22 protein-coding genes are annotated in these 25,185 nt (G+C 70.8%); 8 read left to right on the forward strand and 14 right to left on the reverse strand.

Annotated features, from left to right (window positions below; translation table 11 throughout):
* Nucleotides 1-520 precede the first annotated feature (520 nt).
* A complete protein-coding gene (locus ABEB28_RS34835) occupies nucleotides 521-2,326 on the forward strand; it encodes a serine/threonine-protein kinase (protein ID WP_345732530.1) in 1,806 nt (601 codons plus the stop codon).
* Here the strand turns inward: ABEB28_RS34835 and ABEB28_RS34840 are convergent.
* Genes ABEB28_RS34840 through ABEB28_RS34850 form a run of 3 tightly spaced genes read right to left on the reverse strand, consistent with a single transcriptional unit; the run spans nucleotide 2,316 to nucleotide 3,942 of the window.
* Nucleotides 2,316-3,290 carry an NAD(P)-dependent alcohol dehydrogenase gene (locus tag ABEB28_RS34840; RefSeq protein ID WP_345732531.1) on the reverse strand — a complete coding sequence of 325 codons (975 nt, stop codon included), beginning with the start codon at nucleotides 3,288-3,290 and terminating at the stop codon, nucleotides 2,316-2,318. The genes ABEB28_RS34835 and ABEB28_RS34840 overlap by 11 nt on opposite strands.
* A complete protein-coding gene (locus ABEB28_RS34845; RefSeq protein WP_345732532.1) occupies nucleotides 3,287-3,520 on the reverse strand; it encodes a helix-turn-helix transcriptional regulator in 234 nt (77 codons plus the stop codon). Before ABEB28_RS34845 ends, ABEB28_RS34840 begins: the two co-directional genes overlap by 4 nt.
* The gene (locus ABEB28_RS34850) at nucleotides 3,514-3,942 is read right to left on the reverse strand and encodes a hypothetical protein (protein ID WP_345732533.1); all 429 of its coding nucleotides are present in this window, start codon (nucleotides 3,940-3,942) and stop codon (nucleotides 3,514-3,516) included. The genes ABEB28_RS34845 and ABEB28_RS34850 overlap by 7 nt, the downstream gene beginning before the upstream one ends.
* A 192-nt stretch (nucleotides 3,943-4,134) precedes the next feature.
* Here ABEB28_RS34850 and ABEB28_RS34855 point away from each other — a divergent pair, with 192 nt between their 5' ends.
* Nucleotides 4,135-6,576, forward strand: coding sequence for a hypothetical protein (locus ABEB28_RS34855; protein WP_345732534.1), 2,442 nt, complete (start codon nucleotides 4,135-4,137; stop codon nucleotides 6,574-6,576).
* A 79-nt stretch (nucleotides 6,577-6,655) separates the two neighbouring features.
* Complete coding sequence (locus tag ABEB28_RS34860) at nucleotides 6,656-8,425, forward strand: PAS domain-containing protein (RefSeq protein ID WP_345732535.1); 1,770 nt, start codon at nucleotides 6,656-6,658, stop codon at nucleotides 8,423-8,425.
* A gap of 6 nt (nucleotides 8,426-8,431) precedes the next feature.
* Here the strand turns inward: ABEB28_RS34860 and ABEB28_RS34865 are convergent, their stop codons facing one another.
* Nucleotides 8,432-9,184 carry a TetR/AcrR family transcriptional regulator gene (locus ABEB28_RS34865; RefSeq protein ID WP_345732536.1) on the reverse strand — a complete coding sequence of 251 codons (753 nt, stop codon included), beginning with the start codon at nucleotides 9,182-9,184 and terminating at the stop codon, nucleotides 8,432-8,434.
* Nucleotides 9,185-9,417: 233 nt separating this feature from the next.
* Here ABEB28_RS34865 and ABEB28_RS34870 point away from each other — a divergent pair, with 233 nt between their 5' ends.
* Nucleotides 9,418-11,340 carry an APC family permease gene (locus ABEB28_RS34870; RefSeq protein WP_345732537.1) on the forward strand — a complete coding sequence of 641 codons (1,923 nt, stop codon included), beginning with the start codon at nucleotides 9,418-9,420 and terminating at the stop codon, nucleotides 11,338-11,340.
* Nucleotides 11,341-11,344: 4 nt separating this feature from the next.
* On the opposite strand, the gene ABEB28_RS34875 is transcribed toward ABEB28_RS34870, so the two are convergent.
* The 6 genes from ABEB28_RS34875 to ABEB28_RS34900 form a co-directional block, all read right to left on the reverse strand.
* Entirely contained in the window at nucleotides 11,345-12,202 is an 858-nt protein-coding gene (locus tag ABEB28_RS34875; protein WP_345732538.1) for a hypothetical protein, read from the reverse strand.
* Nucleotides 12,199-12,828, reverse strand: coding sequence for a SigE family RNA polymerase sigma factor (locus ABEB28_RS34880; RefSeq protein WP_345732539.1), 630 nt, complete (start codon nucleotides 12,826-12,828; stop codon nucleotides 12,199-12,201). Before ABEB28_RS34880 ends, ABEB28_RS34875 begins: the two co-directional genes overlap by 4 nt.
* A gap of 35 nt (nucleotides 12,829-12,863) precedes the next feature.
* A complete protein-coding gene (locus ABEB28_RS34885; RefSeq protein ID WP_345732540.1) occupies nucleotides 12,864-14,348 on the reverse strand; it encodes a pectate lyase in 1,485 nt (494 codons plus the stop codon).
* A 194-nt stretch (nucleotides 14,349-14,542) separates the two neighbouring features.
* Nucleotides 14,543-14,836 (reverse strand): hypothetical protein, encoded by a 294-nt coding sequence (locus ABEB28_RS34890; protein ID WP_345732541.1) that lies wholly within the window; start codon nucleotides 14,834-14,836, stop codon nucleotides 14,543-14,545.
* Between the two features lie 94 nt (nucleotides 14,837-14,930).
* A complete protein-coding gene (locus tag ABEB28_RS34895) occupies nucleotides 14,931-15,590 on the reverse strand; it encodes a DUF5709 domain-containing protein (RefSeq protein ID WP_345732542.1) in 660 nt (219 codons plus the stop codon).
* A gap of 97 nt (nucleotides 15,591-15,687) precedes the next feature.
* The gene (locus tag ABEB28_RS34900) at nucleotides 15,688-17,334 is read right to left on the reverse strand and encodes an AfsR/SARP family transcriptional regulator (RefSeq protein ID WP_345732543.1); all 1,647 of its coding nucleotides are present in this window, start codon (nucleotides 17,332-17,334) and stop codon (nucleotides 15,688-15,690) included.
* A gap of 198 nt (nucleotides 17,335-17,532) precedes the next feature.
* Between ABEB28_RS34900 and ABEB28_RS34905 the strand changes: the two genes are divergently transcribed.
* Nucleotides 17,533-18,360: a hypothetical protein gene (locus tag ABEB28_RS34905; protein ID WP_345732544.1), complete on the forward strand. Its 828-nt coding sequence runs from the start codon at nucleotides 17,533-17,535 to the stop codon at nucleotides 18,358-18,360.
* A gap of 248 nt (nucleotides 18,361-18,608) precedes the next feature.
* Nucleotides 18,609-19,565 carry a SemiSWEET family transporter gene (locus tag ABEB28_RS34910; protein ID WP_345732545.1) on the forward strand — a complete coding sequence of 319 codons (957 nt, stop codon included), beginning with the start codon at nucleotides 18,609-18,611 and terminating at the stop codon, nucleotides 19,563-19,565.
* Nucleotides 19,566-19,596: 31 nt separating this feature from the next.
* Here ABEB28_RS34910 and ABEB28_RS34915 read toward each other — a convergent pair whose 3' ends face one another.
* Together ABEB28_RS34915 and ABEB28_RS34920 are read right to left on the reverse strand one after the other, a co-directional pair.
* On the reverse strand, nucleotides 19,597-20,682 hold the full coding sequence (locus ABEB28_RS34915; protein WP_345732546.1) for a zinc-dependent alcohol dehydrogenase: 1,086 nt from the start codon (nucleotides 20,680-20,682) through the stop codon (nucleotides 19,597-19,599).
* The gene (locus ABEB28_RS34920; protein ID WP_345732547.1) at nucleotides 20,675-21,655 is read right to left on the reverse strand and encodes a Gfo/Idh/MocA family protein; all 981 of its coding nucleotides are present in this window, start codon (nucleotides 21,653-21,655) and stop codon (nucleotides 20,675-20,677) included. Before ABEB28_RS34920 ends, ABEB28_RS34915 begins: the two co-directional genes overlap by 8 nt.
* Before the next feature lie 183 nt (nucleotides 21,656-21,838).
* Between ABEB28_RS34920 and ABEB28_RS34925 the strand changes: the two genes are divergently transcribed.
* Complete coding sequence (locus ABEB28_RS34925; RefSeq protein WP_345732548.1) at nucleotides 21,839-23,023, forward strand: glycosyltransferase; 1,185 nt, start codon at nucleotides 21,839-21,841, stop codon at nucleotides 23,021-23,023.
* An 84-nt stretch (nucleotides 23,024-23,107) separates the two neighbouring features.
* Here ABEB28_RS34925 and ABEB28_RS34930 read toward each other — a convergent pair whose 3' ends face one another.
* Together ABEB28_RS34930 and ABEB28_RS34935 are read right to left on the reverse strand one after the other, a co-directional pair.
* Nucleotides 23,108-23,500: an SCO5389 family protein gene (locus ABEB28_RS34930; protein WP_345732549.1), complete on the reverse strand. Its 393-nt coding sequence runs from the start codon at nucleotides 23,498-23,500 to the stop codon at nucleotides 23,108-23,110.
* Nucleotides 23,501-23,629: 129 nt separating this feature from the next.
* Nucleotides 23,630-24,223: a hypothetical protein gene (locus ABEB28_RS34935; RefSeq protein ID WP_345732550.1), complete on the reverse strand. Its 594-nt coding sequence runs from the start codon at nucleotides 24,221-24,223 to the stop codon at nucleotides 23,630-23,632.
* A gap of 402 nt (nucleotides 24,224-24,625) precedes the next feature.
* Between ABEB28_RS34935 and ABEB28_RS34940 the strand changes: the two genes are divergently transcribed.
* Complete coding sequence (locus ABEB28_RS34940; RefSeq protein WP_345732551.1) at nucleotides 24,626-25,081, forward strand: lamin tail domain-containing protein; 456 nt, start codon at nucleotides 24,626-24,628, stop codon at nucleotides 25,079-25,081.
* The last annotated feature ends 104 nt before the right edge of the window (nucleotides 25,082-25,185 follow it).

Below are 25,185 nucleotides of genomic sequence, written 5' to 3' on the forward strand. Positions count from 1 at the left end.
TGCTGATTGCAATTTTCACTCTGTTCCGAAAGGCGAGCGGAGAGCATTCAACTAAGTTACGTTCCCGCCGTGACTCCATTTCGCGACGGGTGTCGTCTCCTGATTCCGGCGAGGTTCGATCCGTCAGAAGTGCGCCGCGCGGGGCGATTTCGAGCGGCTGTGGCCGGCCGCGCCGCGCAGCCCAGGGCGGGCAGTCGCGAGGCTGCGCACGCCGACCCGTCCCGGCTGGTATCACTGGATTAGTCTTGCTCGTCCCGAAGTGGGCCGTACTCGTTCGTTCGCGCCCGACGACTCGTTGAGCCCTTTCGGCCTCCGGCCTTCCGCGCGGTCAAGCGTTCTCCGCACTCGCCGGTCGAAAGAGTTCACTCTCGGTGATAGTACTGATGCGTAGCCGATTAATGACGCGGTGAAGTGTCGAAGCACACTGTCCGGAACTGGAATCTGCCGGTAACCGCTCGCTGGATGGTGTTTCATCGACACATCCAGGTACCAGGCCATTCGACGTGATGGGATCCATCGGATGCTTTTCGACCGGGCCCAGCTCACGGCCGCGCTGCCCCAGTACGAGGTGGGAGCTGAGCTGGGTCGCGGCGGCTTCGGGTTGGTCATCGAGGGCCGTCATCGACGCCTCGGCCGACCGGTCGCGATCAAGATTCTGACGATTTCCGGCCCGGATGTCGAGCGCCGATTTCTTGCCGAAGCGCAAGTAATGGCGGTATTCGACCACCCGCATGTCGTCCGCGTACATGACTATGCGGAAAGCGACGGCCTCTGTCTGATCGTCATGGAACACCTTCCGGGTGGCACCCTTACGTCACGCATCGCCGAGGGGATCCGCCCGGAGACCGCGTGCGCGATCGGGCTGGCGATCGCCGACGCGCTGCACGCGGCGCACCAGCGCGGCATCGTGCACCGCGACATCAAGCCCGACAACGTTCTGTTCGCGGGCGACGGGGCCGTCAAGGTCACCGACTTCGGCATCGCGAAGCTCTTCGAGGGCTCCTCGATCACGACCGGCACGCTGGTGGGGACGCCGGCCTACGCCGCGCCCGAGCAGATCCTCGGCCAGCGCGTCGGTCCGCCCACGGACGTGTACGCGGTCGGCGGATTGGTCTACCACATGCTGACCGGGCGGACGCCGTTCTCGCTCGAGCTGCCGTTCTCGGCGATGCTCCACCACCACCTGACGAAGCGCCCGGAGTTGCCGGCCGGTATGCCGCCCCAGATCGCGGCGGTGATCGGCCAGACGCTGGAGAAGGAGCCGGCCGCGCGTCCGGCGTCCGCGAAGGCTTTTGCACTGGCGCTCGCGGCCGCCGCCGTGGCGGACTTCGGATCCAGCTGGTCCGCGAACGCGGACACACCACTCCGGGTGGACGACGACGTGCGCGCCGTGATGGCGCTGACCACCGGTTCGGCGCAGGCGCGGCTCGGCGGGAGGCCCCGGCCGGCCCCGCGACGGCAGTCGACCGACGCGTCCGTGCCGCTCCAGTTGCGGACCCCGCCCCCCGGTCACCTCGCGATCCCCGAGTCCGGGCCGTTCACCCCGCCACCGGGCTACGACCTCTCCGGAACGAACTACGACCGCACCGGCGGAGTCGGCTCCTCGTACGGGCACGGTGTCCAGCCCGGCGGGCCGGTCACCCCCGGATATCGTCCACCGACGAACGTCGGCCCGTCGTTCGGTCACGGCGCCGGTCCCGACGTGCGGTCGTCGTTCGGTCACGGGGCGGACGACGCACTCGGCGCGCCGCCGGTGACGCGGTCCGGACGGCACGCCGCCGAGCCGGACGTCGCGCCGATCTCCGGGCCCGGGTTCGCGCCACCAACCTCGTCGACCGGTGTGGCGCCGCCGCTGTCGCCGGCCGGCTCGGTAGGAAGCCCGCCGGTCGGCAGCCCGCCGGTGGGCAGCCCTCCGCCGCTGGGAAGCCCTCCGTTCGGAGGCCCACCGCTCGACAGCTCAGCGCGGCTAGGCAGTGTGCCGCCGCCGGCGAGCCCGGCGCCGTTCGGTAGCCCACCACCGACCGGGCACCCGGTGTCCGTCGGGCACTCGGCGTCGGGAACCTCCGACGCGACGCCGTGGCGAGCGGGGCCGGGCATCGGACGGCGGGCGGCGCGACGGCGTCAGCAACGGTCGGAGCCGCACCCGGACGACCTGGACGCCGAGGAAGGCCTCCCGCGCCGGATGGTGATCCTGCTGGTGATCATCGTCGTCGTGGTGGCGGCGATCAGCATCGCGATCGGCGCCGGCCTCGGCTCGCTGCAGCGCAGCACCGAGAGCGACAGCCTGCCCGCACCGCACTCGGTGGTGGAGAGCGTCAGACAGTGATGACGATCTTGCCCGCTGGGTGTCCCTCGGCGAGGTAGCGCATCGCGTCCGGCGCCTCGTCGAGCGAGTAGGTGTGGACGATCGGCGGCGTCACCGAGCCGGCCGTCATCAGGCGACCGAGCTCCTCGAAATCGGCGACGTTCTCCGTACCGAGGAGGTTCCGCATCCGGCGGCGGCGGACGATCCCGATCAGTGGCGCGAACAGTTGCCGGTGGAAGCCCTGCAGCAGCCGTCCGCGTGACTCCTCGCCGCCGACGAGGACGAGCGTCCCGGTCGGTGTCAGCGCGCGCTGCAGGAGCGACAGCGGTCGGTTTCCGGCGGTGTCGACGACGACGTCGTACCGCGCGCCGTGGGCGTCCACTTCCTCGCGGGTGTAGTCGATGACGTCGTCGGCGCCGATCGAGCGCACCAGGTCGATCTTCGAGGTGCTGCAGACGCCGGTGACCGTCGCGCCGAGCGACTTGCCGATCTGGACGGCGAACGACCCGACGCCGCCGGCCGCGCCGATCACCAGAACGCGCTGGCCGGCCCGCACGCGTCCGAGGTCGCGAATCGCTTGCAGCGCGGACGTTCCGGAGCAGCCGACGGTGGAGGCCTGCTCGAACGAGACGTTCGGCGGTAACGAGGCGAGCCGCTTCTCGGGCGCCACGGCGTACTCGGCCCAGCAGCCGGTGCTGTTGGTGCCGAACACCTCGTCGCCGGGCCGGAAGCGGGTCACCTGCGCGCCGACCTCGGTGACGACGCCGGCGAAGGCCCGGCCGAGCACCGCGACCTTCGGCGCACGGAGTCCGATGACCGGGCGCATCAGATAGGGGCGGCCGGTCATCATGTGCCAGACGCCGCGGTCGTTGCTGGCCGCTCGGACTCTGACGAGCACCTCGCGGTCGCCCGGGGTCGGCGCGGGCACCTCCCGCACCTCGAGAACGTCGGCCTCGCCGTAGACGGTGCGCACGCACGCTTTCATGTCGCTCCTCCTGGGTCTTCCGGGTAGTGGAATACGTCGTCGAGTGGAACGTGGAACACACGGGCGATACGGAACGCCATCTCCAGCGAGGGCGAGTACCGCCCCTGCTCGATGGCGATGACGGTTTGCCGGGTCACGCCGATGCGCTCGGCCAGTTCGGCCTGGGTCATCTCGCCGTTGGCGAAGCGCAGGGCGCGGATCGAATTCGTGACCCGGGTCGGCTTCACCATTCGGGGAACGTCCGGCGGTAGACGATCACCTTGGTGACCGAGCCGAGGATCCCGGCCAGTACGAAGCACAGGTAGATGACGTTCGCGATCCAGAACTGGTCCCACTCGACGATGCACATCAGCATCGCCGCGACACCGCCGATCGTGACGAACGACTGACCGACGTACTCACCGAGCCGGTTGATCTCCTTGTCGCGCACGTCGCGGGCTCGAGACGCGTGCGGCGTGAAGATGCTCATCAGGATCTCGATCACGATCGCGGCGACGATCGCGCCGCCGATCGTGGTCAGCAACGGTCCCGCGTACGGGACGTCGGACAACGCTCGCCCGTCCGTGCGGCCGACGATCGTGACGACGTACGCCACGTACGCCACCACGCTGACGACCAGCATGATCCACGCCCGCTTCTCGGTGAGCGTCACCCAGGGCCTCCGATGTAAAGCATTCTTAACACCTCCGATGTCTGTCAGAGTAGACACCGTGTCAAGAGTTCTTTACACGAAGGCCGCGCGGCGACGGTTGTGGACCGCCGCGCGGAACAGTTCCCGTACAACCTGCGAACACGGCAGCTCAGGGCAGAGATTTGGGCGGGATCCGCCTACCGTTCCGAACCGATGAAGAGGATCACTCGATCGCTCCGCACCGCCCTCCCGGCCCGGGGCTGGCTGTTGCTCGCCGCGCTGTGCGCGCTCGCCGTCCTGCTGGCGTCGGCGACGAACGCCCATTACGGTCCGGACTCCCGGATCTACCTGGCGTGGACCTACTGGTACCTCGGCCATCCGCAGGCGGAGGCGGCCCAGCTCTCCTACGACTACCTCGCGACCAATCCGGGGCTGGCCAACTGCTGGACCTGCTGGCCGGAGGATTACCGCACCAGCTTCTTCACCGGGCAGTACGCGGCCGTGGTCGGACCGCGCATCCTGCTGCCGCTGCTCTCCGCGCCGTTCGTCGTGCTGATCGGTCCGGCCGGACTGCTCGTCGTCCCGATCATCGGCTACGCACTGGCGATCGTCGCGACGGTGGTGCTCGCGTCCCGGCTCTGGGGGCCCCGGTGGGCCCTGGTGGCCGGCGCGATGCTGCTGCTGCCGGTCTCGGTCTCGCGCTGGAGCGTGGTCGCGCACACCGAGGGGCCGGCGTTCGCGCTGCTGACCCTGCCGCTGTTGCTGTTGCCGCTGGCCCAGCGGGTCACCCGCAAACACGTCGCCTGGTACGTCGTCCTGGTCGTGCTCGGGATGCTCAACCGGCAGTTCGCGATCGCGCTGCCGGTCGCCGTCGGCGCGGCCTGGCTGCTCGTGGCCGTCCGCGACCGCGCGATCCGCAACCCGTGGCTGCCGTTCGCGGTCTGGGGCAGCCTCGTGGGGGTCGGCGTCCTCGCCGTCCAGATGCTCGTCTCACCGCTGATCTTCGGCGGCGAGGAGCTGTCGCTCAGCCGTCGATTCGACGACCTCGCCGGGAAGTACTTCGGGACCTATGGCGTCGCCGCCCTCCCGGACGTGGTCTGGAACATCGTCCGCTCGGACCTGCTGCGGGTGCGGTACGACCTGGCGTTGGTCGCCTTGCTGGCCGCCGCCACGGTCGCCGTGGTCTGGCGGTTCCGCAGCGAGCTGTCCGCGCTGGCGGCCGGCGCGTTCCTCGTCGTGAGCGCGATCAACGTGGTCGAGTTCTGGCCGGCGGCGTTCCGCTATCACGCGCCGATCGTCCCGTTGCTGGTGCTGGCCGTCGTCGCGCTGCTGGTCGACCTGTGGGGGCCGATCCGCCGGGTGCCGTCCCGCTCCACCGAGGCCGGGGCCCGCGAGCCGGTGCCACTGCCTCGGCGGGCCCGGCGATGGCGGCCGATCCGGTTCGGGACGCAGTGGGTCGGCGCGCTGCCCGCACACGCCTGGGCCACGATCGCCGGGCTGGTCGTCGTCAGCCTCGCCGTGCTCGCGGACCGGACCTGGCACTACGGTCCGACCAGCCTCTACCACCTCGCGTGGTCGTACCGGTTCCTCGGCCACTCGCCGGCCGAGGCGACCGCGCTGACCTACCAGGGCCTCTCCGACAAGGCGTTCTTCCAAGAGAACTGTTCCGGCTGGTCCTGCTGGCAGAACGGGGACAGCTGGCTGTTCGAGCACGCCGGGTCCGCCGATCCCAACCTGATCTACCCACTGCTCTCCGCGCCGTTCGTCGCGGTGCTCGGCGCACCGGGTCTGCTCGTCGTCCCGTTCGTCTCGTTCCTGGCCGCGATCGGGATGCTGACGCACTTCGCTGCCGCCCGCTGGGGCGCGCTGGCCGGTGCGGTGACCGCGGTCGTATTCGTGATCAGCGACCGGATCGTCGTCACGTCGATGGCCGGGTCCGCCGACATGCTCGCGATCGCCCTCTGCTGCGCGTGCCTGTTCACGCTGCCGCTCGCCCGGCGCCGTGGGCGGCGGGCGCTGGCCGCGTTCGCACTGCTGGTCGCGCTGATGCTGCTGGCTCGGTCGCCGGCGTTGGCGTTCGTCGGAGCGGTGGCGGTCGGGTGGCTCGTCGTCGCGGTGCGCGATCGGTCGGTGCGCAACCCATGGCTCCCGTACGCGGCGATCTCGGCTGGGCTGGCGGTGCTCGTGGTCGTCCTCGGGCAACTCGTCGCGGTCGCCGACGCCCGCTACCTCGGGCGTGCGAGCGAACTGCTGGACGGTAGCGACGTCGGTGGTGCGCTGACCGAGCGGCTCGCGGAGACGGTCGACGTGGACGGTCGGTACCTCGCGGTGGACTCCGTGCTCTGTGTCGTGCTCGTGGTGGCGGTCGTCGTGGCGCTGGCTCGGGTGCCACGGGATCCGCTCGCGGCGATGGCGCTCGGCGGGTTCGTCGTCGCCGCGCTGCTGGAGGTGCTCACAGGGGTCCCGTCCGGAGCGCGCTGGTTCAGCCCGGTGTTCCCGCTGTTGTTGCTCACTGCGATGGCCGTACTGGCGCAGCTGTTCGAGCAACTCGGCCCCTGGGAGGTGCCCGGCGCGACGGCGCGTGCGGCGCTCCCGGCGTCCGCCCCGACGTCACCGCCGGTGCTCACCGCGAGCGGTGCAAACCACCATAAATAGCGTTAAGACTGGTACCGTTCACGCGCGTCGGACCCCAGTCCTTCCGTCGCTGCGGCGGCGCCCGTTCGAACGGCACGTGATGAGTGAAGACGGCGAGCTCTACGACGAACGCCGACTTGCGGCGGTGGACCGCGCTACCGCGATCCTGGCCGGAGTTCCGCTCTCGATGGATGCGATCGCCGGTGCGGCAGCCAGCGTGGCTGGCGCTCCGATCGGCGTCGTCTCCCTGGTGGACGGCGAGTGGGACCGCCTGGTCGGCCTGCACGGCGTCGACGGCGTGTTCGCACTCACGCGGCGGATCGCGGTGGCCGACTCGCTCTGCCGCACCGTGGTGGCCTCCGGCAAGCCGGTCTGGATCTCCGACACGATGACCGATCCCCGGGCCGCCGGGGCCGCGGTCGTCTCGTACCTCGGTATCGGTGCGTTCGCCGGAGTACCCCTGCGTGGATCCAACGGCGCGGTGGTCGGCAGCGTCTGCGCGCTCGACGTCGTCCCGCGCGACTGGACCACCGGGCACCAAGCAGCCCTGGACGGTGTCGCGGCGACCACCGGGCTGCTGCCCGGCGTGGCCGGTGTCGCCGCCGAGCTGACCGTGAACCTGCTCGACCTGGTGCCGCTGCTCGACGCGCTGGCCGAATCGTTCGTGGTCGTCGACGGCGACGGCGCGATCCTGGCCTGGAACGCGGCCGCCGCCACGATGTTCGGCTGGACGCGGGAGCAGGCACTCGGTCGTCTGCTGCACGAGCTGCTGTTCCCGGACCGGGACGCGGTGACGATCCGGGCGATCCTGGCGACGCTCGCCGCCCTGCCCTCGTCGCCGGCCGGGATGCGTCGGCGCCAGACCATGTGGGCGACGACCCGGGAGGGCCGGCGGATGCCGGTGGACGCGGCGATCCGGGCGGTGCCCGGCGCGGGCGGCACCCGGATCTGCGTGTCGATGCTGGACGCGTCCGGACGGTTCGACGCCGAGGCCGACGCGAATCGGCGGGAGAGCCTGCTGCGGGCGGTGCTGAACAGCCTGGACACCGCGGTGTTCGCCTGCGACCGGGACGGGCGGCCGCTGTTCGCCAACCCGGCGCTGCTGCGGATGCTGGACGCCAAGCACACGTCGCTCGACGACGCGGTCACCCGGCTGCGCGAGCACGTCCGCCGGGTGGGTGGAGAACGGCTCGAGTCGGCGGATTACCCGAGCACCCGAGCGCTCGCCGGGGAGAGCGTGCGCGACGTCAAACTCGCGTTCGCCCGGCCGGGGCGGCCGACGCGGTACTTCCTCGCGAACGCGGAGCGGATCGTGGTGGGTGCGGAGGCGAGCGGAGCGGTCGTTGCGCTGCGTGACGTCACGGCTTCTCGTCGGGAGCAGCACCTGCGCGACTGCGAGCTCGACGTCGCCCGGCTGCTGGTTCGGGCCGGGTACTCGCCCGAGATGGCGCACCGCATCGTCGGCAAGGTCGCGGCCACCCACCCGCGGACGCGCGTCCGACTCTGGCTCGTCGATCCGGCGACGGAGGAGGCGGACGCCGCCGACGAAGAGCTGGAACTGGTCGCGGACTCCGCCGCGGGACGGGACGAGTACGCCCGGCTGCGACGCGGCGACGGGCATGTCGGCGCAGCCTGGGCCACCGCCGAATCCGCGTTCCGGCTCCCCCCGGACGGCGGTTCGGCTGCGGACGGTTCGTCCGCGGGGGAGGAGTCGGTGAGCGTCGCAGTGCCGGTCCGCGGAGCCCACGGGGTGCTCGGCGTCCTCGACGCGGAGCTGCCCGCCGACACCGACCCGGACGAGATCGCGTCCCACCTCATCCGGATCGCCGCCGACCTCGGTTATCACCTCGCCCGGTGGCGCTCGGCCTGACGGGGCTCACTCCCGCGGGTACCGGGCCTCGATGCCGTCCAACATGATGTCGATCGTCAGCGCGAACAGCGCGGACGACGTCTGCGGCTCGGTCCGGTCGGCCAGCGCGGTCACCGTCGGGTACCGGGCAGCGGGCTGGTCCCGGTAGACCTCCGGGCGCAACGGCTCGGGCCGGTCCATCTCGCCGGTGGCCCGTTGGGCGGCGAACACGGCCTGGCCCAGGACGGTGGTCACGATGACCGTGTAGATCGGCTGCACGTCGACCGGGCGGAACCCGTAGTCGAGCATCCGGCGCAGGCTGACCTCACGCCCGCGGACGGCGTTCGGGCCGAGCAACGGGGTACGCAGCACGACCGGCAGCACGTGGGGATGGGCGAGCAGCGTCCCCCGCAGTAAATGTGCCTGGTTCCGGAAGTCCTCCCGCCAGGTGGGCTTCGGCGTTCCGAACTCCACCTCGCCGAGCACACGATCGACGACCTCGACGAGGAGCTCCTCGCGGTTGGCGACGTGCCGGTAGAGCGACGCCGCGCCGGTGCCCAGCTGGTCGGCGAGCCGACGCATGGTGAGTGCGGGAAGTCCTTCGGCGTCGACGATCGCCAGCGCGGTCCGGGTGATGTGCTCGGTCGTCAGACCGCCCGGACGGTGGCGACGCCGATCGCGGGCGGCCCGGCGGGCCCGCCACCATGCAGCACTCCCCGGCGGCAGGTCACTCCGAGTGACTTCGGTCTCGGTCACCGCAGGGCCGGTCGAGGAGTTCATCGGCTCATCTTGACGCATTGCAGAAGAGTTTTATTATTGCGCGAACGTTGTTCGCATTAGGCGCGGTGAAGTCAGGGGTGGGCTCCGCGACGCCACGAGCACTCAAAGTTCTGTGCCGTGCCGTGTGCTCACCCGCGAAATCTGGAGACTCCGAGATGGCCCGGCACCTATCCGAACCTGCGGTTTCCCACGAGGGCACCTTGTCCGGCTGGCAGCTGGCGATCGTTGCGACGATGAGCCACGCGCCGCTGATCGTCGCGTGGGTGGCGATCCCTGGCGCCTTCCAATTCGGGCACCTGGTGGCGATGCCGCTGGTGTACGTGTTGGGCGGCATCGCGCTGCTCTGCGCCGCGCTGGCGTTCACCAGCATGGCGCGACGGGTCCGTCACCCCGGTGGCCTCTACGCGCTGGTCTCCCACGGCCTCGGCCCGGCGGCCGGGCTCGGCGTAGCCTGCGTCGTCCTGATCTCGTACCTCGGTTCGCTGGTGTCGCTGTACGCGGTCTTCGGAATGGTGTTCTCCGGCCTGGTCTTCGACATCTTCGACGTCGACATGCCCGGCGAGATCGCGGCCGTGCTCGGTGTCGCGCTCGTGTCGCTGCTGAGCACGATCCGGTTACGTCGGGTGATCTGGCTGCTGGGCGGGCTGCTGGTCGCACAGTTCGTCGTGCTGATCTGGTTCGACGTCCGGGCGCTGCAGCTGCCGATGGCGTCCGAGGACTTCACCGCACCGCTCCACCCGGGCTGGCTGTTCAGCGGCTCGTTCGGAATCGCGCTCTGCTTCGCCGTCACCGCGTTCATCGGCCTGGACACCAGCTTGAACTTCGTCCGCGACGTCCGGCAGCCGGCCCGCTCGGTGCCCCGCGCCGCCTACGTCGCCGGCATCCTCATGACTTCGGCATCCGCGTTCAGTGCGTGGGCGGTCGGTGCGGCGACGAGCGGCCAGGCCCGCGCGGCGGTGGCGCCGGACGACGTCGCGACCACGGCCGGCACGACCGGCCAGTCGCTGTTCACGTTGGTCGCGCGGATCGTCGGACCGGAGTCGGCGGCCGGGGTCGCCCGGCTGATCATGTTCACGCTGCTGCTGGCGACGGTCGGTACCGCGGTCGTGCTGCACAAGGCGGTGAACCGGCAGCTCTCCGGGCTGTCGCTCGACGGTGTGCTGCCGCTGTCGTTCCGGCTCGGCGCCCCCGGCGCTTGGCACGTGCGGTCCGTGGTGCCGGCGCTGGCGGCGATCGGGGCGGTGGCGGTCATCGCGAGCGAAGACCGGATCTACGCGCTCTGGCTCGGGCTCGCGAGCGGCCTGGGCATCACCGGTGCGCTCGCGCTCACGTCGGTGAGCGCGCTGGTCTGGTTCCTCCGTAGCGGCGTCGAGGACGAGGCCGAGCTCGGCAGCTGGGAGGGCCGCGCGGTCGCCGGAGCGGTGGCCGCGGTCGTGACCGGCTTCGTTTTTGTCTTCGGCTTGCTGCGGCTGTCGTCGGTGTTCCCGCCTGCGGGCGGTCGGCCGTCGTGGTTGCTCGGTGCGCTGATTGGCGCGGCGTTCTCCGCCGGGGTGATCGCGGCGCTGATGCTCAAGGCCGGTCGGCCGGACGTGTACGCGTCCATCGGCCGCTTCCGTCTCGACGACGACGCGGACGCCGCGCCGCAGGCGCAGTACGACGCCGCGCCGCAGGCGCAGTACGACGCCGCGCCGCAGGCGCAGGCCGCGCCGCAGCAGCAGTTCGCCCCCACGCCGCAGGCGCANGCCGCGCCGCAGCAGCAGTTCGCCCCCACGCCGCAGGCGCAGTACGACGCGGCGCCGCAGCCGCAGTACGACGCGGCGTGGGAGCCCCGGACCGGCCCGGACGCTGCGGTTCCGTCGGCGCCGTCGGTGCCACGGTCGAACGTCGGCGAGCCGACCTACCCGAACTACCCCTCGCCGAACTACGCCGCACCTGGCGCGCCTGCCGGGGGCGTCGCCGATGGCCCGGGCTACGGCAACGGTGTGTCGGTTCAAGACGCGAGCGGCCCTGGGTACGGCGCGAACGCACCGGCCTACCCGGTCGGTGCGCAGTACCAACCGCCCACCTACCCGCAGCCGGCGGATGCCTCGCCGTCGGACGAGATCTCGGGGCAGCGACCCGGCCCCGACAACCACTCCTGGTGGAACCGGGACTGAGGGACTAGTCGAACGTGCCGTACACCTCGACGGTCTCCGAGGCGCTGCTCGCGGACGCGAGGTACGCGTCGGCCTCGGCGTCCCGGCCGCCCGTCGCGTGGTTGTACTGCCCGGCGAAGACGTAACTGCCCGGGGCCAGCGTCGCCCCGGCGCGCAGCCGGAAGCGGTAGTAGAGCCACCCCGACTGCTCCCGCACCGAGCTCACCAGCTTGTCGTTCGGGATGCTGCTCCAGCTGCCGGTCGTCCGCACACCGGCGGTCATCGCGACCCGGATCGTCACGTCCAGCGCGGTGATCGGATCGTCGTTCTTCAGCGTCACGTTGCTCTGCGACCAGCTGGAGATCGAGTGCGGGTCGATCGAGCCGTCCGACCACAGGAACTCCCGCTCGGTCGCGCTGCCGTCGGGGATCTCCTCGATCGGCAGCGATACCGCCGGTGCGTCGCTCGTCCGGGCCGGACGGGTCGGCTCGGGGGATGAGGACGACGGCGTCCCGGACGGTGCCGGCGAGTCCGCCGGCGTCGACCTGGCCGTCGGCGGTGTGCTCGGGGCCTCCCGCTCGACCGGCGCGCTCGCCGCGTCCTGCTCTGCCGGACGTCCGATCCGGTCGACGGCGAACCAGGTACCACCGACGCCCAGCGTCATCACCGCGACGATCGCCGCCGCGGCCGCGGCCGGCCGGAACCGTCCGGCGCCGGACGGCCCCACCGCGGGCCGAAAGCTCGCGCTGAAACGGTGGGCTCCACCGGACGCGGCGCGGCGGCGTTCGACCCGCTCGAGCATCGCAGCCCGGTCGGGCCGGTGTTCGTCGGCGGCTGCGCGCAGGCGGACGGAGAGCTCCTCGTCGCGCCGATCCGAGGTCATCGCATCCCTCCGGTGGCGCCCCGGCGCTGTTCCGTACTCGCCAGGCTGCTCCGCGCGAGCGCGATCCGCGGATCCACCGGCCCACGTCCGGGCCTCGCCGCCGAATCGCTTGCTCCGGGCGGAGTCGCGTCGACGCCCGCGAGCAATCCGGCCAGTTGCGCCGAGCCGCGCGACGTCTGGCTCTTCACGGTGCCCACGGTGATGCCCAGGATCTCCGCGACCTCGCGCTCGGACAGATCGAACGCGTATCGGAGCACCACGCAGGCCCGCCGCCGGTATGGCAACCGACGTAACGCGGCGCGGACGTCGAGCGCCGACGGCACGTCCGCCTCGGTCGTCGCGTGGTCGCGCCGGAACAACGCGGCCAGGCGCGCCCCACGCTGCTCCAGCCCGTGCCGCCGGTTCCAGCTCCGGGCCACGTTGACGAGGATGCCGCGCGCGTACGCGAGCGGATCCGGCGCCGCGTTCACCCGGTCCCAGTACCGCCAGATCTCGGCGAGCGCATCGGCCGCCAGGTCGTCGGCGACCTCACGGTCGCCGGTGATCAGCGAGGCCATCCGGGCCAACTCCACGTGGTGGGCTTCGAAAAACAGGTGGAAGGCGTGCTCTCGGGGCCGATCTGGCACGCCTTCCACCTCCCTTGACGCTGCCGGGTGCGTAGTCAGCGCCAGGTGATGTCCGACTCCCGGTACAGGCACGTGGTGCCGTCGGGGCCGGAGCCTAGTTGCGTCGGTTCGTTGCCGGGCGTCGTGCCCTGGAACCGAGTGCAGATCTTCGTCGCCTTCTTGGCGTCACCGACGACCGTGATGTTCGTCAGCGTGGCGGTGTCGCCGAAGTTCGCGTTGACGCCCGCGACGGTCTTCGTGTTCGTCACCGTGACCCGGTCGAGGACGACGTGCCGCTCGTAGGAGGTCGCGCAGTTGCCGCAGGACCGGTAGAGCTTGCCGGCGTTCTCGACCTGGAAGTTCCGGATCGTGAGGGTGCCGCCGCCGTTGTGCTGGAACACCTTGTCGCTCGCCGAGCGGGCGCCGCCGCCGTCGACCGTGTACGCCGCGTTCGTGCCGCCCTTGAACGTGGCGGCGTCCTCGCCCACGTCCTCCCACCAGACGTTGATCAGCGTGCAGCTGCCGGTGCAGTGCACGCCGTCGCCGGCTGGTGCCCCGATGATGACGTTGCGCAGCGTCGCGCCGTCGGCCAGTTCGAACATGGCGTCCTGGCTCTCGCTCTGGCCGCCATCACCGATGCCGGAGTAGCGCTTCAGGCCCCCGTCCAGCGTCCCCGAAACCTCGATCGTCTCGGGAACCTGCACCGAGCCCGTCGCGGTCGGCCACGCCGCGGTCGTGGTGCCGCTGGGGGCCGGGGTCGTGGTCTTCGTCGGGCTCGGAGCGGTCGTCGCGGTCGCTGTTCCGATCGCGGTGGGGGAAGCGGACGCGGACGTGCTCGGCGTCGCCGTGGTGGGCGCGGGGGTCGACGGGGCCGGCTGCTGCACGGTGCCGCCGGCGGTGACCGTGACGTCGTCGAATGCGGCCGTGGCGCGCGACGTGGAGACGCCGATCCGGCCTCGGGCGGGGAGGCCGCCGCTGACCGTACCGACCGTCGTGCCGTCCACCGTCGCGGTCGTCCGGTCGCCGCTCACCTGCAGCGTGACCGAGTACCACGCGCCGGTTCCGGTCGGGACCGAGGTGGTGGCCAGCACCCGGACCGTGCCGCTGTTGACCGCCTGCAGTTGCGCGCGGTTCCCCGGTAACAACGCCAGGCGGACGAAGGTCGTCGCGCTCGTGGCCCTGGCGACGACGCTGACGGCGCCGTCAGTGCCGTAGGAAGTCGGTTTCGTGCGGGCCCGGAGCGTGTAGTCCGTCCAGCCGGAGTCGCCGGCGAAGTGACGAGCGTGCTCGCTGCCCGCGTTGGTCTGCCGCAGCACCTGTGAGTCGTCGCTCACCACCGACCAGGTGCCGCCCGACTTCGACCAGCCGTCGGCTTTGCCGTCCTCGAAGTCGTCCCGGAAGCTGGCGTCCGCCGACGCGGACACCCCGACCGCGACCGAGCCGGCGAGGAGCGCTCCCACCGCGGCCGTTCCGACGATCCACCGTCGGGCTGATCTCTTGCCGTGCTGCGCCAAACCGTCGACACTCCTGTTGTCGTTCACCCCGGAAACAGTTTTGGATATTAGTCGGGGAAAGAGTGTCGTCAACTTATCGAGCCGAATTCCAGAATTGAATGGTGGGAATTCGAAAATAGGTTGCCGGTTGCTTGTTTAAATGCGGCATAAGTTTGTAGGGGTGCGGATAAGAGAACGGCGGGCCGCCCATCAGGGCGACCCGCCGTCGGCGTCGGAGTGGGTTAGCTGTTCTGAGCGACCAGCGCCAGCACGAACAGTGCGGTCGAGATCACGAAGGCGATCGCACCGATGACCAGGCCGGCCGTCCCGAGGCTGTTCCCGGCCTTGTTCTGGCGACGGCTGAGGACGCCGAGAACGACGGCCGTGGCGCCCAGGAGCCAGCCGGCAATCGGGACCCAGCTCGCCACCAGTGCGACGATACCGACCACCAGGGAGCCGATAGCGAGGCCGTTTCGGGTCGAACGGGCCGGGGCGCCGCTGTAGTGCATCTCGGGGTGTCCAGAGACGTTCGCCATGGGTCTTCCTTCCCACTTAGCTGTGCGTCGACTGTGTTGCAGCTGTGGTTCCCGAGACGCCTGTGGTTTAACCATCCTCCATTGGCGAATTTGTTCAGGGCAGGTCACGGACGACGTGAATGGCTTGTTCCTCGGCGGTGGCGCCACCGATTCCACGCTCGTCGGCGATCGCGTCCGGCTCGTCGTCGACGTGCGCGCCCTCGTCCGGCTCGACCAGGCGACCGGCCACGTCGTCCACACCGCGGTCGTAGACCGAGACGGGGGAATCGGTATGCGGGTCGATGCCTTCCATCGTCGCCGCGGTCTCGGCGTCCTCGGCCGGCGGTGCCTCGCCGTCGATCTCGGCGGCGACGTCGTCGGCGTCGAGATCGCGGGTGGTGTGGACGGTCCGGTAGTCGTCACGCGGCGTACCGCCGGTGTCCAGCGCGGTCTCGTCGGTGGTCGTCGACTTCCACTCCGCCTCGGCTTCGGCGACCGGGTCGGCCACCGTCGGGGCGCTCAGTTGCTCCGTGACGTCCGGCTCCTCCCGGCGGAGCCGGTCCTCCAGCGGTTCACCCTCGCGCTGCTCGTTCGCGGTGGTGCCGAACTCGGTCGCGCCGAGCGGCCGGTCGGCGGGCAGAGCAGCAGGCGACGGGCCGTCCGCCGCCCGGGCCGAATCCCGATCCGGGTTCGCGGACGAGTCGTCGTCGGCGTACCCCGGAAGTCCCTCGGCCTCCGGGTCGGTGACCGGTTCGGCGTAATGCTCGGTGCTCATGGGTCCTCCGGCTCGAGTCGGATAGGTCGTGGTTGTGCCTACCCACCCGAGCCACGGTCATACCTGGCACTGTCACGACGCGTGCTCTGAGCTGCTGCTACGGCGGCCCAGGCGCCCAGGTCGAATTGAAGGGCGTCGGATGCATGACGACGAGGCGATGCAGGGCCTCGACGTGCAGTCGCAGATCGGGGTGGCGGGCCACCAGGTCGTACAGGGACTGGTACGGCCCGTTCCTCTCCCGATCCCGAAGGATCCGGCCGGACAGATCGAACGTGACCCCGGGGACCCGGACGAGTACGTACTCCGGAGCGGCGTTGACGTCGACCAGACCGCCGTCACTGAACCAGCGGGGGAGATCCGGGCGCCCGATCCGAAGTTCCCGTGCCATCTCCGGGTGATGGGTGAGGATCTGGAGCGCCCGCTCCCGGTCCATGCGGGCGGTTATCTCCGCGGCGTCGTCGTGCGACGTCGTGACCGTCTGTTGCGCCTCCGTGATCACCAGCGCGAACACGTGAGCGGCGCCGACGAACGGCGGAAAGATCCAGCCGGGGAGCGCCATGGTGTCCCAGATCGTCCACGGTGGGTTGGGCCCGTCGACCGGCGAATTCGCCACTCCGACGATCCACAGCACCGTGACGACGAGGTACAACGCCGCGCAGATCGCGTTCGGGAGGCTACACCGTCGAACCGCCAGGTAGCCGATGAGGGCCCAGGTCATGGTGCCGAACGTGCAGACCGGGACGGCGGTGAGGAGCAACGCCTTCATCCACGTGACCCAGGTGAGTACGGGCGACGGCGGCAGTGGTCCGAGTGGGCCGAGGTAGGGCGGGCGTTCGAACACGGCGCCGGGCACGCCGAACGACGTCGTCGACGGGGGACCCGGCAGAGGCAATGCCTGCCGTACCGGCGGCGGCGGGGTCGGCTCGGGCCTGGACGGGACGTCCTGGGCGGGCGGCGGCCACCCGCTCTGGGACGGCGGCAGCAGCATCGGGTCGGACGCCAGGATCCCCTGGTGCAGCTCCTGGAGCCGCGCACCCGGATCCACCCCGAACTCCTCGCCGAGGTACTGCTGCGCGCTGCGGTACGCCGCCAGCGCCTCCACCTGACGACCCGAGCGGTAGAGCGCCAGCATCAGCGCGGCCCGCAGCCCTTCGCGCCCCGGGAACTCGTCGGCCAGGCGCTCCAACTCGGTGGCCAACCGGGCGTGCCGACCGCGCTCCAGCTCGATCTCGGCGAGCGACTCCCACGCGGCCGCGTATCCGTCGGCCAGCCGTCGCCGGGCCGCGTCGAACCACCGTCCGGGCAACCCGGCCAGCGGTTGCCCGTGCCAGAGCTCCACCGCCTGCCGTAGCGCCGCCGCCGCGCCCTCGGCGTCCCCGTCGCGTCGGCGGGTCTCGGCGCCTCGCACGAGCGTCTCGAACGTCTGCGCGTCCAAGTCGGCGACGCTCAGCCGGTACCCGCCGTCGTCGAGCTTCAGGACCTGGGACGGCGCCCGGGGGGACCGGTCCGGCTCCAGCACTCGGCGTAAGGCCGCCACGTACTTCTGGACTACGTTCGCGCCGTTCGCCGGTGGCTCGTCATCCCAGACCGCGTCGACGATGCGGTGGGCCGGTACCGCGCGGTTGGCGTTGAGCAGCAGCACGGCGAGCACCCCGCGTTGCTTGCTGGGCCCGAGATCGAGCTCCTCGTCGCCCCGCCAGATCCGAAGAGGGCCGAGGACGGCGAACCGCAGCGCGTCCTCCACGCCGTACCTCCTCCGACGGCGCCCCCGCGCCGTCGAGAGATTAGCAACCGCTCAAAACGCCCTCGGCAGTCGTTCGGCAGTCACGCGGCAGTGCTTCGGCAGCCGCACTCGTCAGTCTGCTGGAGCCCGACGGACGTCCCTGCCGTCACGTCGGCACCATCCACCTCGACGAATCATCCGATTGGAAGTAGAGAAGTCATGCGTTCTGCTGTGAAGCCCGGCCACCGAGTCCGCGCGCTGGGTGCCGGAGCGGTACTCGCCCTCAGTGCGGTGCTGGCCACCGGTTGCGGCGTGGTCGGCGATTCGACCGTCGCCGAGGCGGTGAAGCAAGCCGTCGAGACTCCCCAGCAGAAACTGCTCGCGGCCACGGCGACGTCGTCCACCGCGCCGTACTCGTACACGGTCGTCCAGAAGGGCGACCCGACCGACGCGATCGAGTTCAGCGGCTCGGTCAACCCGGCCGGCAAGGCGTACGACATGAAGATCGTCAACACCTTCGACGACTCCGACGGCTCGCTGACGTTGGTGTACCGGATCGTCGATCAGAAGCTGTGGATGAAGGCGAAGTTCACGGGCGCCAGCGACCTCGTCGAGTTCCCGGACAAGTGGATGCTCGTCGACCCGACGAGGCTGACGACGGACACCATTCCGACCAGTTTCCGGGAGTACGACGTAGACCCTGCCCAGCTCAACTGGCTGGTGACGACGACCAATGACGTGACCGAAGGCGCCGGTGGGAAGTTCAGCGGAACGTTCGACCTGACCCAGCAACCGGAGATGGACGTCGTCGGACCGGCGACTCGCAAGGCGCTCGGTGAGAAGGCCAAGGCTCTGCCGTTCACGGCCACGGTCACCAGCGGCAAGGTGACCCAGTTCGTGCTCTCGGTGCCGGCCACCAGCGCGAGCAAGGCGCAGACCTACACGATCAACTACACCGGGTTCGGCACGGTCACCCCGGTCGTCGCACCCACGGCGGCCGAGACGGCGCCGACTCCCGACGTGCTGTACGAGGTCCTCGCCGGGTGACCTTCCCGTCCTGATCAGCACTGAATTTTCGACGCCGGGCGACTGCCACCACGGGGGGCAGGCGCCCGGCGTCGTTGTCTCGCCTGAGCGCTGGCGCCCGCGTAGCCGGGAGCCGCGGCGGAGTGGACCGGTTGCTCGCCGGGTGCCCGGGTGCCGGTTCCTTCATTTGGCAACCGCTCACGCCGAATCGACCCGTGTCTGGCGGGCCGGGGAGCCCGCATTGCTTACGGATGCGGGGGCTTTCGAGGATGCGGCTGGAAGCGGCGTGGGTACTGGGCTGGGTCGCCACGATCCTGGCGATCGGCTTCAACCTTCCGCAGGCGCACCGCAGCTGCGTCCGCGGAATGGTCGGCGGCATCCCGCCGGCCCGGCTCTGGCTCAGCCTGCAGAACTCGGTGCTCTGGTTGTTCTACGGCCTCTCCGGCGCCGGTGCCGTGCAGATCGTCTGCAACGCGGTGAACAGCGTGATCGGTATCGCGATCCTGGTGACGGTCTACCGGCTGATGCCGAAGGCCCGCCGGACCGCGCCGCGCTGGGCGCTCGGCCTGACCGGTGTGCTGCTGATTGCGATCGCGTTGAACGCGGTCGGCGGACCGGCCGCGGTCGGTACGGCGGCGGCGCTCGCGACCGTGCTGCCCGGGATCCCGCAGCTGGTGGCGCTGGTCCGGAACCCGGACGTCTCCGGGCTCTCGCCCGTCTCCTGCATCCTCGGTGTGGCCTGCACCACTGCGTGGCTGGCCCACGGCATCCTGCTGGGTGACGCGGCGATCTGGGCGCCGAACGTGTGGCAGCTCTTCATGGGGACGCTGGTCCTCGTGCTGCTCGCCCGTGCCTACCGCCGCACCCGTGCCGCGGCCGTGCCCGCTGTCGTGGCTGTGCCGGTTGCCGCTGCTGCTCCGGTTACCGCTGCTGCTCCGGTTGCCGTGACCGGGCCGGTCACCGCGACCGTGGAGTTGCCCGCACTCGCGCTCGCCGACCTCGCCTCCGCCTCGGCGACGCTGACGATGACCGCGGTCGTGGACGCGACCACCGAGCTCCCCGTCCTGGCCGGGTCCTCGCTGGGCACGGCAGCGCCGACGCGGCCGACGTGCGTCACCGGTGCGCGTCTGCTGCGGGCGTCGGGTTCCGCGTCCACGCGCCGGGCGATGGCGCACCGCCACCCGGCCCGCGGCCGGGCGACGGTACGCGAACTCACGCCTGCCTGATCGGCGCCCACACCTCGGTGCGACCCGGGCCTCAGAACGTGAAGACGGTCTGAACGCTGGAGTGGCGGCGATCCGCCAGCGCGCAGAGGTAGTCCGGCGCGTCGTCGAACCGCACGACGTCGGTGATCAGGTGGTTGCGCACGGCCGCACCGTCCGCCTGGAGCAGGTCGATCGTCTCTCCGGACAGCCGGTCCCGGTCCCACGCGTGCGCGGTGCCGCGCGGCACCCGACCGATCTGCGCGCACCGGACGCTCAGCCCGTTGTGGTGGAACTCTTCGCCGAGCCGCACCACGTCCGCGCCGCCCTGGTAGAACGCCAGGTCGATCACGGTGCCCTGCGGCCGCAGCAGCCGCAGCGCCAGCGCCAGCGCCTCCGCCCGTCCGCGGCACTGGAACACCACGTCGGCTCCGTGATCGGCTGCGGCGTGCCGCCAGCGGGTCTTCAGGACGAGCGCGGCGTCCTCGGCGTCCGGATCGAGCGTTTCCAACCCGAGCGCCTCCGCGACGTGACGCCGCTCCGGGGTCGGGTCCACCACGACCACCGACGCGGCACCGTGGTGCCGCGCGAAGAGGGCGGTGAGCAGCCCGACCATGCCGGCGCCGATGATCACGACTCGCCGACCGCGGACGCCGTCGCCGAGCGTCCGCACCTCGCCGTGGAGGTCGGCAGCGGCGTGCAGCAGACCGTTCGCGCAGATCGGTCCGGCGTGCGCCACGTAGACCCCGAGCATCGGATCGAGGTCGTCCGGCAGCGGCACGATCCGATCGACCAGCGGATCCGCCCGGTAGCCGGTGCGGTGTCCGTAGGCCATCGCGACCAGCGTGCCGACCGCGAACCCGGCCGAGCGGCTCTCCACGATCCGGCCGACCTCCATGTAGCCGAGTCGCTCGATCGGGTACCCGCCGGACTCCCCGGGGCGGAACAATCCCAGCTCCGCGTCCCACGTCGAGGTCGCGAACGGGGTGGTGCCCTTCACCGCGGCCAGTTCGGTGCCGGCCGAGAGCCCGCTGTAGACGGTCTCGACGGCGATCCGGCCCTCCGGCAGCGGATCTCCGACCTTCTCCTCCCGGATCGCCGGGCGGCCGGGCTCTTCGACGACGAGGACGCGCTCAGACATCGGCCGTCTCCAGCTCGACCGGACGACGTTCGGCCGCCGACGTGGCGAGGGCGCAGGCGAGTTGGTGGCTGCGCAACGCGTCCGGGTAGTCGACCAGCACTCCGGATCGATCACCGCCGACCGCGTCGAGGAACGCACGGTCGACCGCGCGCTTCGCGTCCATCGGATCGACCGGATGCCACTGGTGCCCGTCTGCGGTCCGCACCTCGCAGCCGTCCTCGGAGATCGCCACCGCGACGCCGTCCGCGTACACCTCCAGCGCGGCGCGGTGCTTCCAACCCAGCCGGCAGGTCGTCGAGAGCGTGCCGACGGCGCCCGACGCGAAGCGCAGCGTGGCGGCGGCCGAGCTGTCGACGTCCGCGCCCGGGGCGTCCGGCGGGGACGCGTCCGCGACCGCGTAGACCTCCGCGACCTCGCCGGCCAGCACCCTGGCCAGGTCGACGACGTGCACGGCTTGCTCGACGAGTTGGCCGCCGGATCCGTCCCGGCGCGGCCACCACCCGACCGGCGGCACCTTGTCGAGCCAGGCTCCGGCGACGAGGCTGACGGGCCGCCCGGCGAGTGCTGCCCGGGCCCGCTCGACCGCGGCCGAGTACCGCCAGTGGAAGCCGACGCCGGTGACTACGTCGGCGGCGACGACCTGGGCGGCGAGCTTGGCGGGTAACTCCGTGTCGAGGCCCAGCGGCTTCTCCACGAACAGCGGAACGCCGGCCGCCAGGACGGCGGTCTCGGCCTGACCGTGGGCGAACGGTGGAACGCAGACGTAGACGGCGTCGACCTCCAGTGCCAGCAGATCGTCGACGCTCTGCTCGACGGTGGCGCCGGCCTGGTCGGCGAGGGCGCGGGCGGCCTCCGGATTCGGATCGACGACGCCCGCGATCGCTACGTCCGGGAACTCGGCGAGAACGGTGGCGTGTCTGGTCGCCACCCCACCGGCTCCGACGAAGCCGACGCGGTACCGGGTTGTGCTCATGCGGTCCTCCCGTTGTGCTCGGCCGATCGGTTCCCACTGACCACTGTCCGAAACGTGCTCCGTTTTGCCCGTTTAGGCAACGGAACGTGCAGAAAGCATGTCTTACGGTTCCAGAAACCTAGGCGGGGCCGTGTTTCAGCAGATGAAAACGGGGCGATGGCCAGATGGGCCTGGGAGGTGCCGATGTCGACGCTTACCGTCCTGATGAACGCGGGGCCCTGGTTACCCGTACCGCCGAACGGATACGGCGGAATCGAGAACGTGATCGCCACGCTGATCCCGGAGCTCCGCCGCCGCGGCGTGCGGGTCGTTCTGGCGACCGTGGGAACCAGCGTGCTGCCGGTGGACGACACGATCGTGACGTTCCACGACGGGCAATTCGCCCAACTGCAGCAGCCGTACAACCGCGCCGCGGGGATCGCCGCGGCCCATATGCACCAGGTCGCGGTGGAGCTGGCGCGGCGTCCGGAGATCGATGTGGTGCACGACCACGTAGAGGCCTGGGGGCCGGTGGTGCTGGCCGCCGGTTCGCACGTGCCGGTGCTGCACACGCTGCACTGGGATCTGGCGAAGCACCCGGAGCTGTACGGACGCTTCGACGGGGGCGGCCGGGTGTTCGTCAACGGGGTCTCCTCGTCGCAGATGGACCGAGCGCCGGACGCACTGCGGGCCCACAGCGTCGGCCACGTGTACCTGGCCACCCCGCTCGCGGACGGCGCCGACCGGCGTCCGACCGCGACGAAGGGCGACCACAGCGTCGTGCTCGGCCGGATCACGCACTTCAAGGGTCAGCACCTCGCCGCTCGCCTGGCACACCGGCTCGGGGAGCGGTTGGTGCTGGCCGGTCCGGTTGGTCCGTACCGGAACCCGGCGGATCTGTACGCCGCTCTGAACGAGCCGGAGGGCATCGCTCTGTCCTACCCGGACGTTCGGTACTGGCTGGAGCAGGTCGAGCCGCATGTGGACGGCGAGCGGGTGCAGTGGATAGGCACCGTCGCCGGAGCGGAGCGCGATGAGCTCGTGGCCACCGCACGCGCGGTGCTGTTCCCCCTGCTGTGGGAGGAGCCTGGCGGAACCGCCGTCGTCGAGTCGCTGGCCCTGGGAACTCCGGTGATCGGGCTGCGCCGCGGCTGCCTGCCGGAGCTGGTCGAGCAGGGCGTCACCGGCCTGCTCGCCGAGGACGAGGAAGGCCTGGCCGAAGCCTGGCGGCAGGCGGACCTGCTGGACCCCCGTGCGTGCACACGGTCCGCGGCGCGACGGTTCACCCCTGCCCGGGCCGCCGACGCCTACCTGGCGTTGTACGAGCGGATCCAATCGATCCGGCCGCCGCACGGCGACGGCCTCCTCGTCGAGGCGCCGGTGAGCTGACGCCGATCCGCCGGCCGCCTCGTCGGGCGGCCGGCGGAACGGGATCGGGCTCACCGGACGCGTTCGCGCCGGATCGAGTCGGGTTCAGCAGTCCCGGAGCTCGGGAGACTGGTTGAGGAGCTGGCCACGCACCGAGGTGAACTCGCGGTGCTCCGGACCGCCGACCGCGGACGGCCGGAACGCCGCGACCCGGTGGCAGTTCTGGAACGCCAGCGCGACACCGAAGTGACGCTCGAGCCCGCCGCGGATCGCGTCGCTCGCCAGCGCGCGCAGCAGCTGGCCCCGCTCCGCCTCGGTGGGAGGCGGCGTCGCGTCGTCCGCGAACGGGTCGGTGCCGGACTCCAGGTCGGCGATCACGCGGGTGATCGTCGACCAGGCGTAGGGGAGCGACTCCCGGACACAGTCGACGAACTCGGCGTCGCTGACCGCGCCCTGCTCGGCACGCTCGAGCAACGCGGTGGGAACGTTCAGGGACATGGTGGTGCCTCCTCGTGTCGGTACTGCACGGCGTGACTCCCGATAGGCCGGCGGTGGCCCGGACATGAAAATGAATATCATGACTAGCTGTATCCGGGGGGCTGCTCTCCGCGTGTCGCGGTGCCGCGTTCAGTCCGCCGGAACGCCCGGAGTAGTGGACGCCACCCCGGCGAGCAGCAGCACGAGCGCGGGTAGCAGTGGCTCGTCGTCGTGCGGGGGTTGCACCGTCGACCAGTGCGGCGCGCCCGGATGCCCGAGTAGGTCCGCGACGCCGAGTGCCCGATCGCCGTGCTCCGGCCCCAGCTGCTCGGCGACCCAGCGCACGGCGGCGCACGCGTCGGGCTGCGCCGGGCCGTAACGAAGATCCAGCAGGATTCCGAGGGCGACCGCTTCGCCGATCAGCCCGGCGTCGCCGGGGCAGAGGCCGTACTCGATCTCGCGCTCCCGTTCGCGGAGACGCAGCGCGACGTCGGACGCGGGGGCGGCGGCGCGCGTGGAAACGATCTCGGCGACGGCGTCCACGAGCATGCGGTGAGCTTCCGGCTCGAAGTCCGCCGGTGGCTCCGGGAACTCGTCGTCGTCCGCGAACGCGTCGTCGAAGTCTTCGGCGCCTTTTTTGCGGTCGAGCAGCAATTCACCGTTCCGTACCGCGGTGAGCAGCATTGCGTGGAACTCGGTCAGGATTTGTTCTCGTTGATCATCGACCGGAGCCGACGAGGTCATCTCGGGACGGCTCGGTTGGCGCCGCCGAGCGCGGTGCGCACGCGCCCGCCGCTTCGCTTGCTGGCGTTTACGGTGTGAGGGCTTCTTGGCCATTGTTCGACGCGCTCCAATCCGTGGGAACGGGCGTCCTACTTCGATCCCGACCCTAGGAACGGCACGGTCCGGCAGGTCGCTTATCCACAGTCGTCAGCAATTCGGAGTTCCGCTGTGGATATGGACGCATTCGCGGGCCGCACTAACACGGAGTCGCTGCGGGCGGCGTGCGCCTGGCCGGGCCGAAACGGCGATCATTACTCACGCCGGACGTCGAACCGCGTCCGCTCGGCCGAGGACGCGCGCGCCTGTGCTCGGATACCGTCCATCCGCCCTTGTGCTGCGAATCGACGAAGATGGAGCACCACGTTGCGCTTGTTCTCGGCTTTGACTTCGGTGGCCACCGCCGCGGCAGCGGTCGCCATCGCTCTGCTCCCCACCGCACCGGCCAACGCCGCGCCGGTCGTCCAGTTCACCCGGGCCTACTACAACTCACCGGGGACGGACACGCGGACCAATAGCAGTCTGAACGCCGAGTACCTAACGCTGAAGAACACGACGACGTCGACGATCAGCCTTTCCCGGTGGACGGTCCGGGACAAGGCGAATCACGTCTACACGTTCGCGACCAACGTCACGCTGAGGCCGGGCGCCACGCTCTGGCTGCACACCGGCAGGGGGACCAACACCGCGAGCCACCGGTACTGGAACTCGGGCAACTACATCTGGAACAACACCGGCGACACCGCGTACCTGCGGAACGCGAGCGGTACGCAGATCGACACCTGCACGTGGGGCCGGGGCAGCGGTTCGATCGCCTGCTGACCACACTGGAAGCACGGACACCGCCCCGGGAACTCCCCGCCCGGGGCGGTTCGTCATACCCGGGGCGTCGGCGCAGTCGGTGGTGAGCTGGTTGTCGCCGTTTC

The organism is Cryptosporangium minutisporangium (genome assembly GCF_039536245.1).
Taxonomy (GTDB): domain Bacteria; phylum Actinomycetota; class Actinomycetes; order Mycobacteriales; family Cryptosporangiaceae; genus Cryptosporangium; species Cryptosporangium minutisporangium.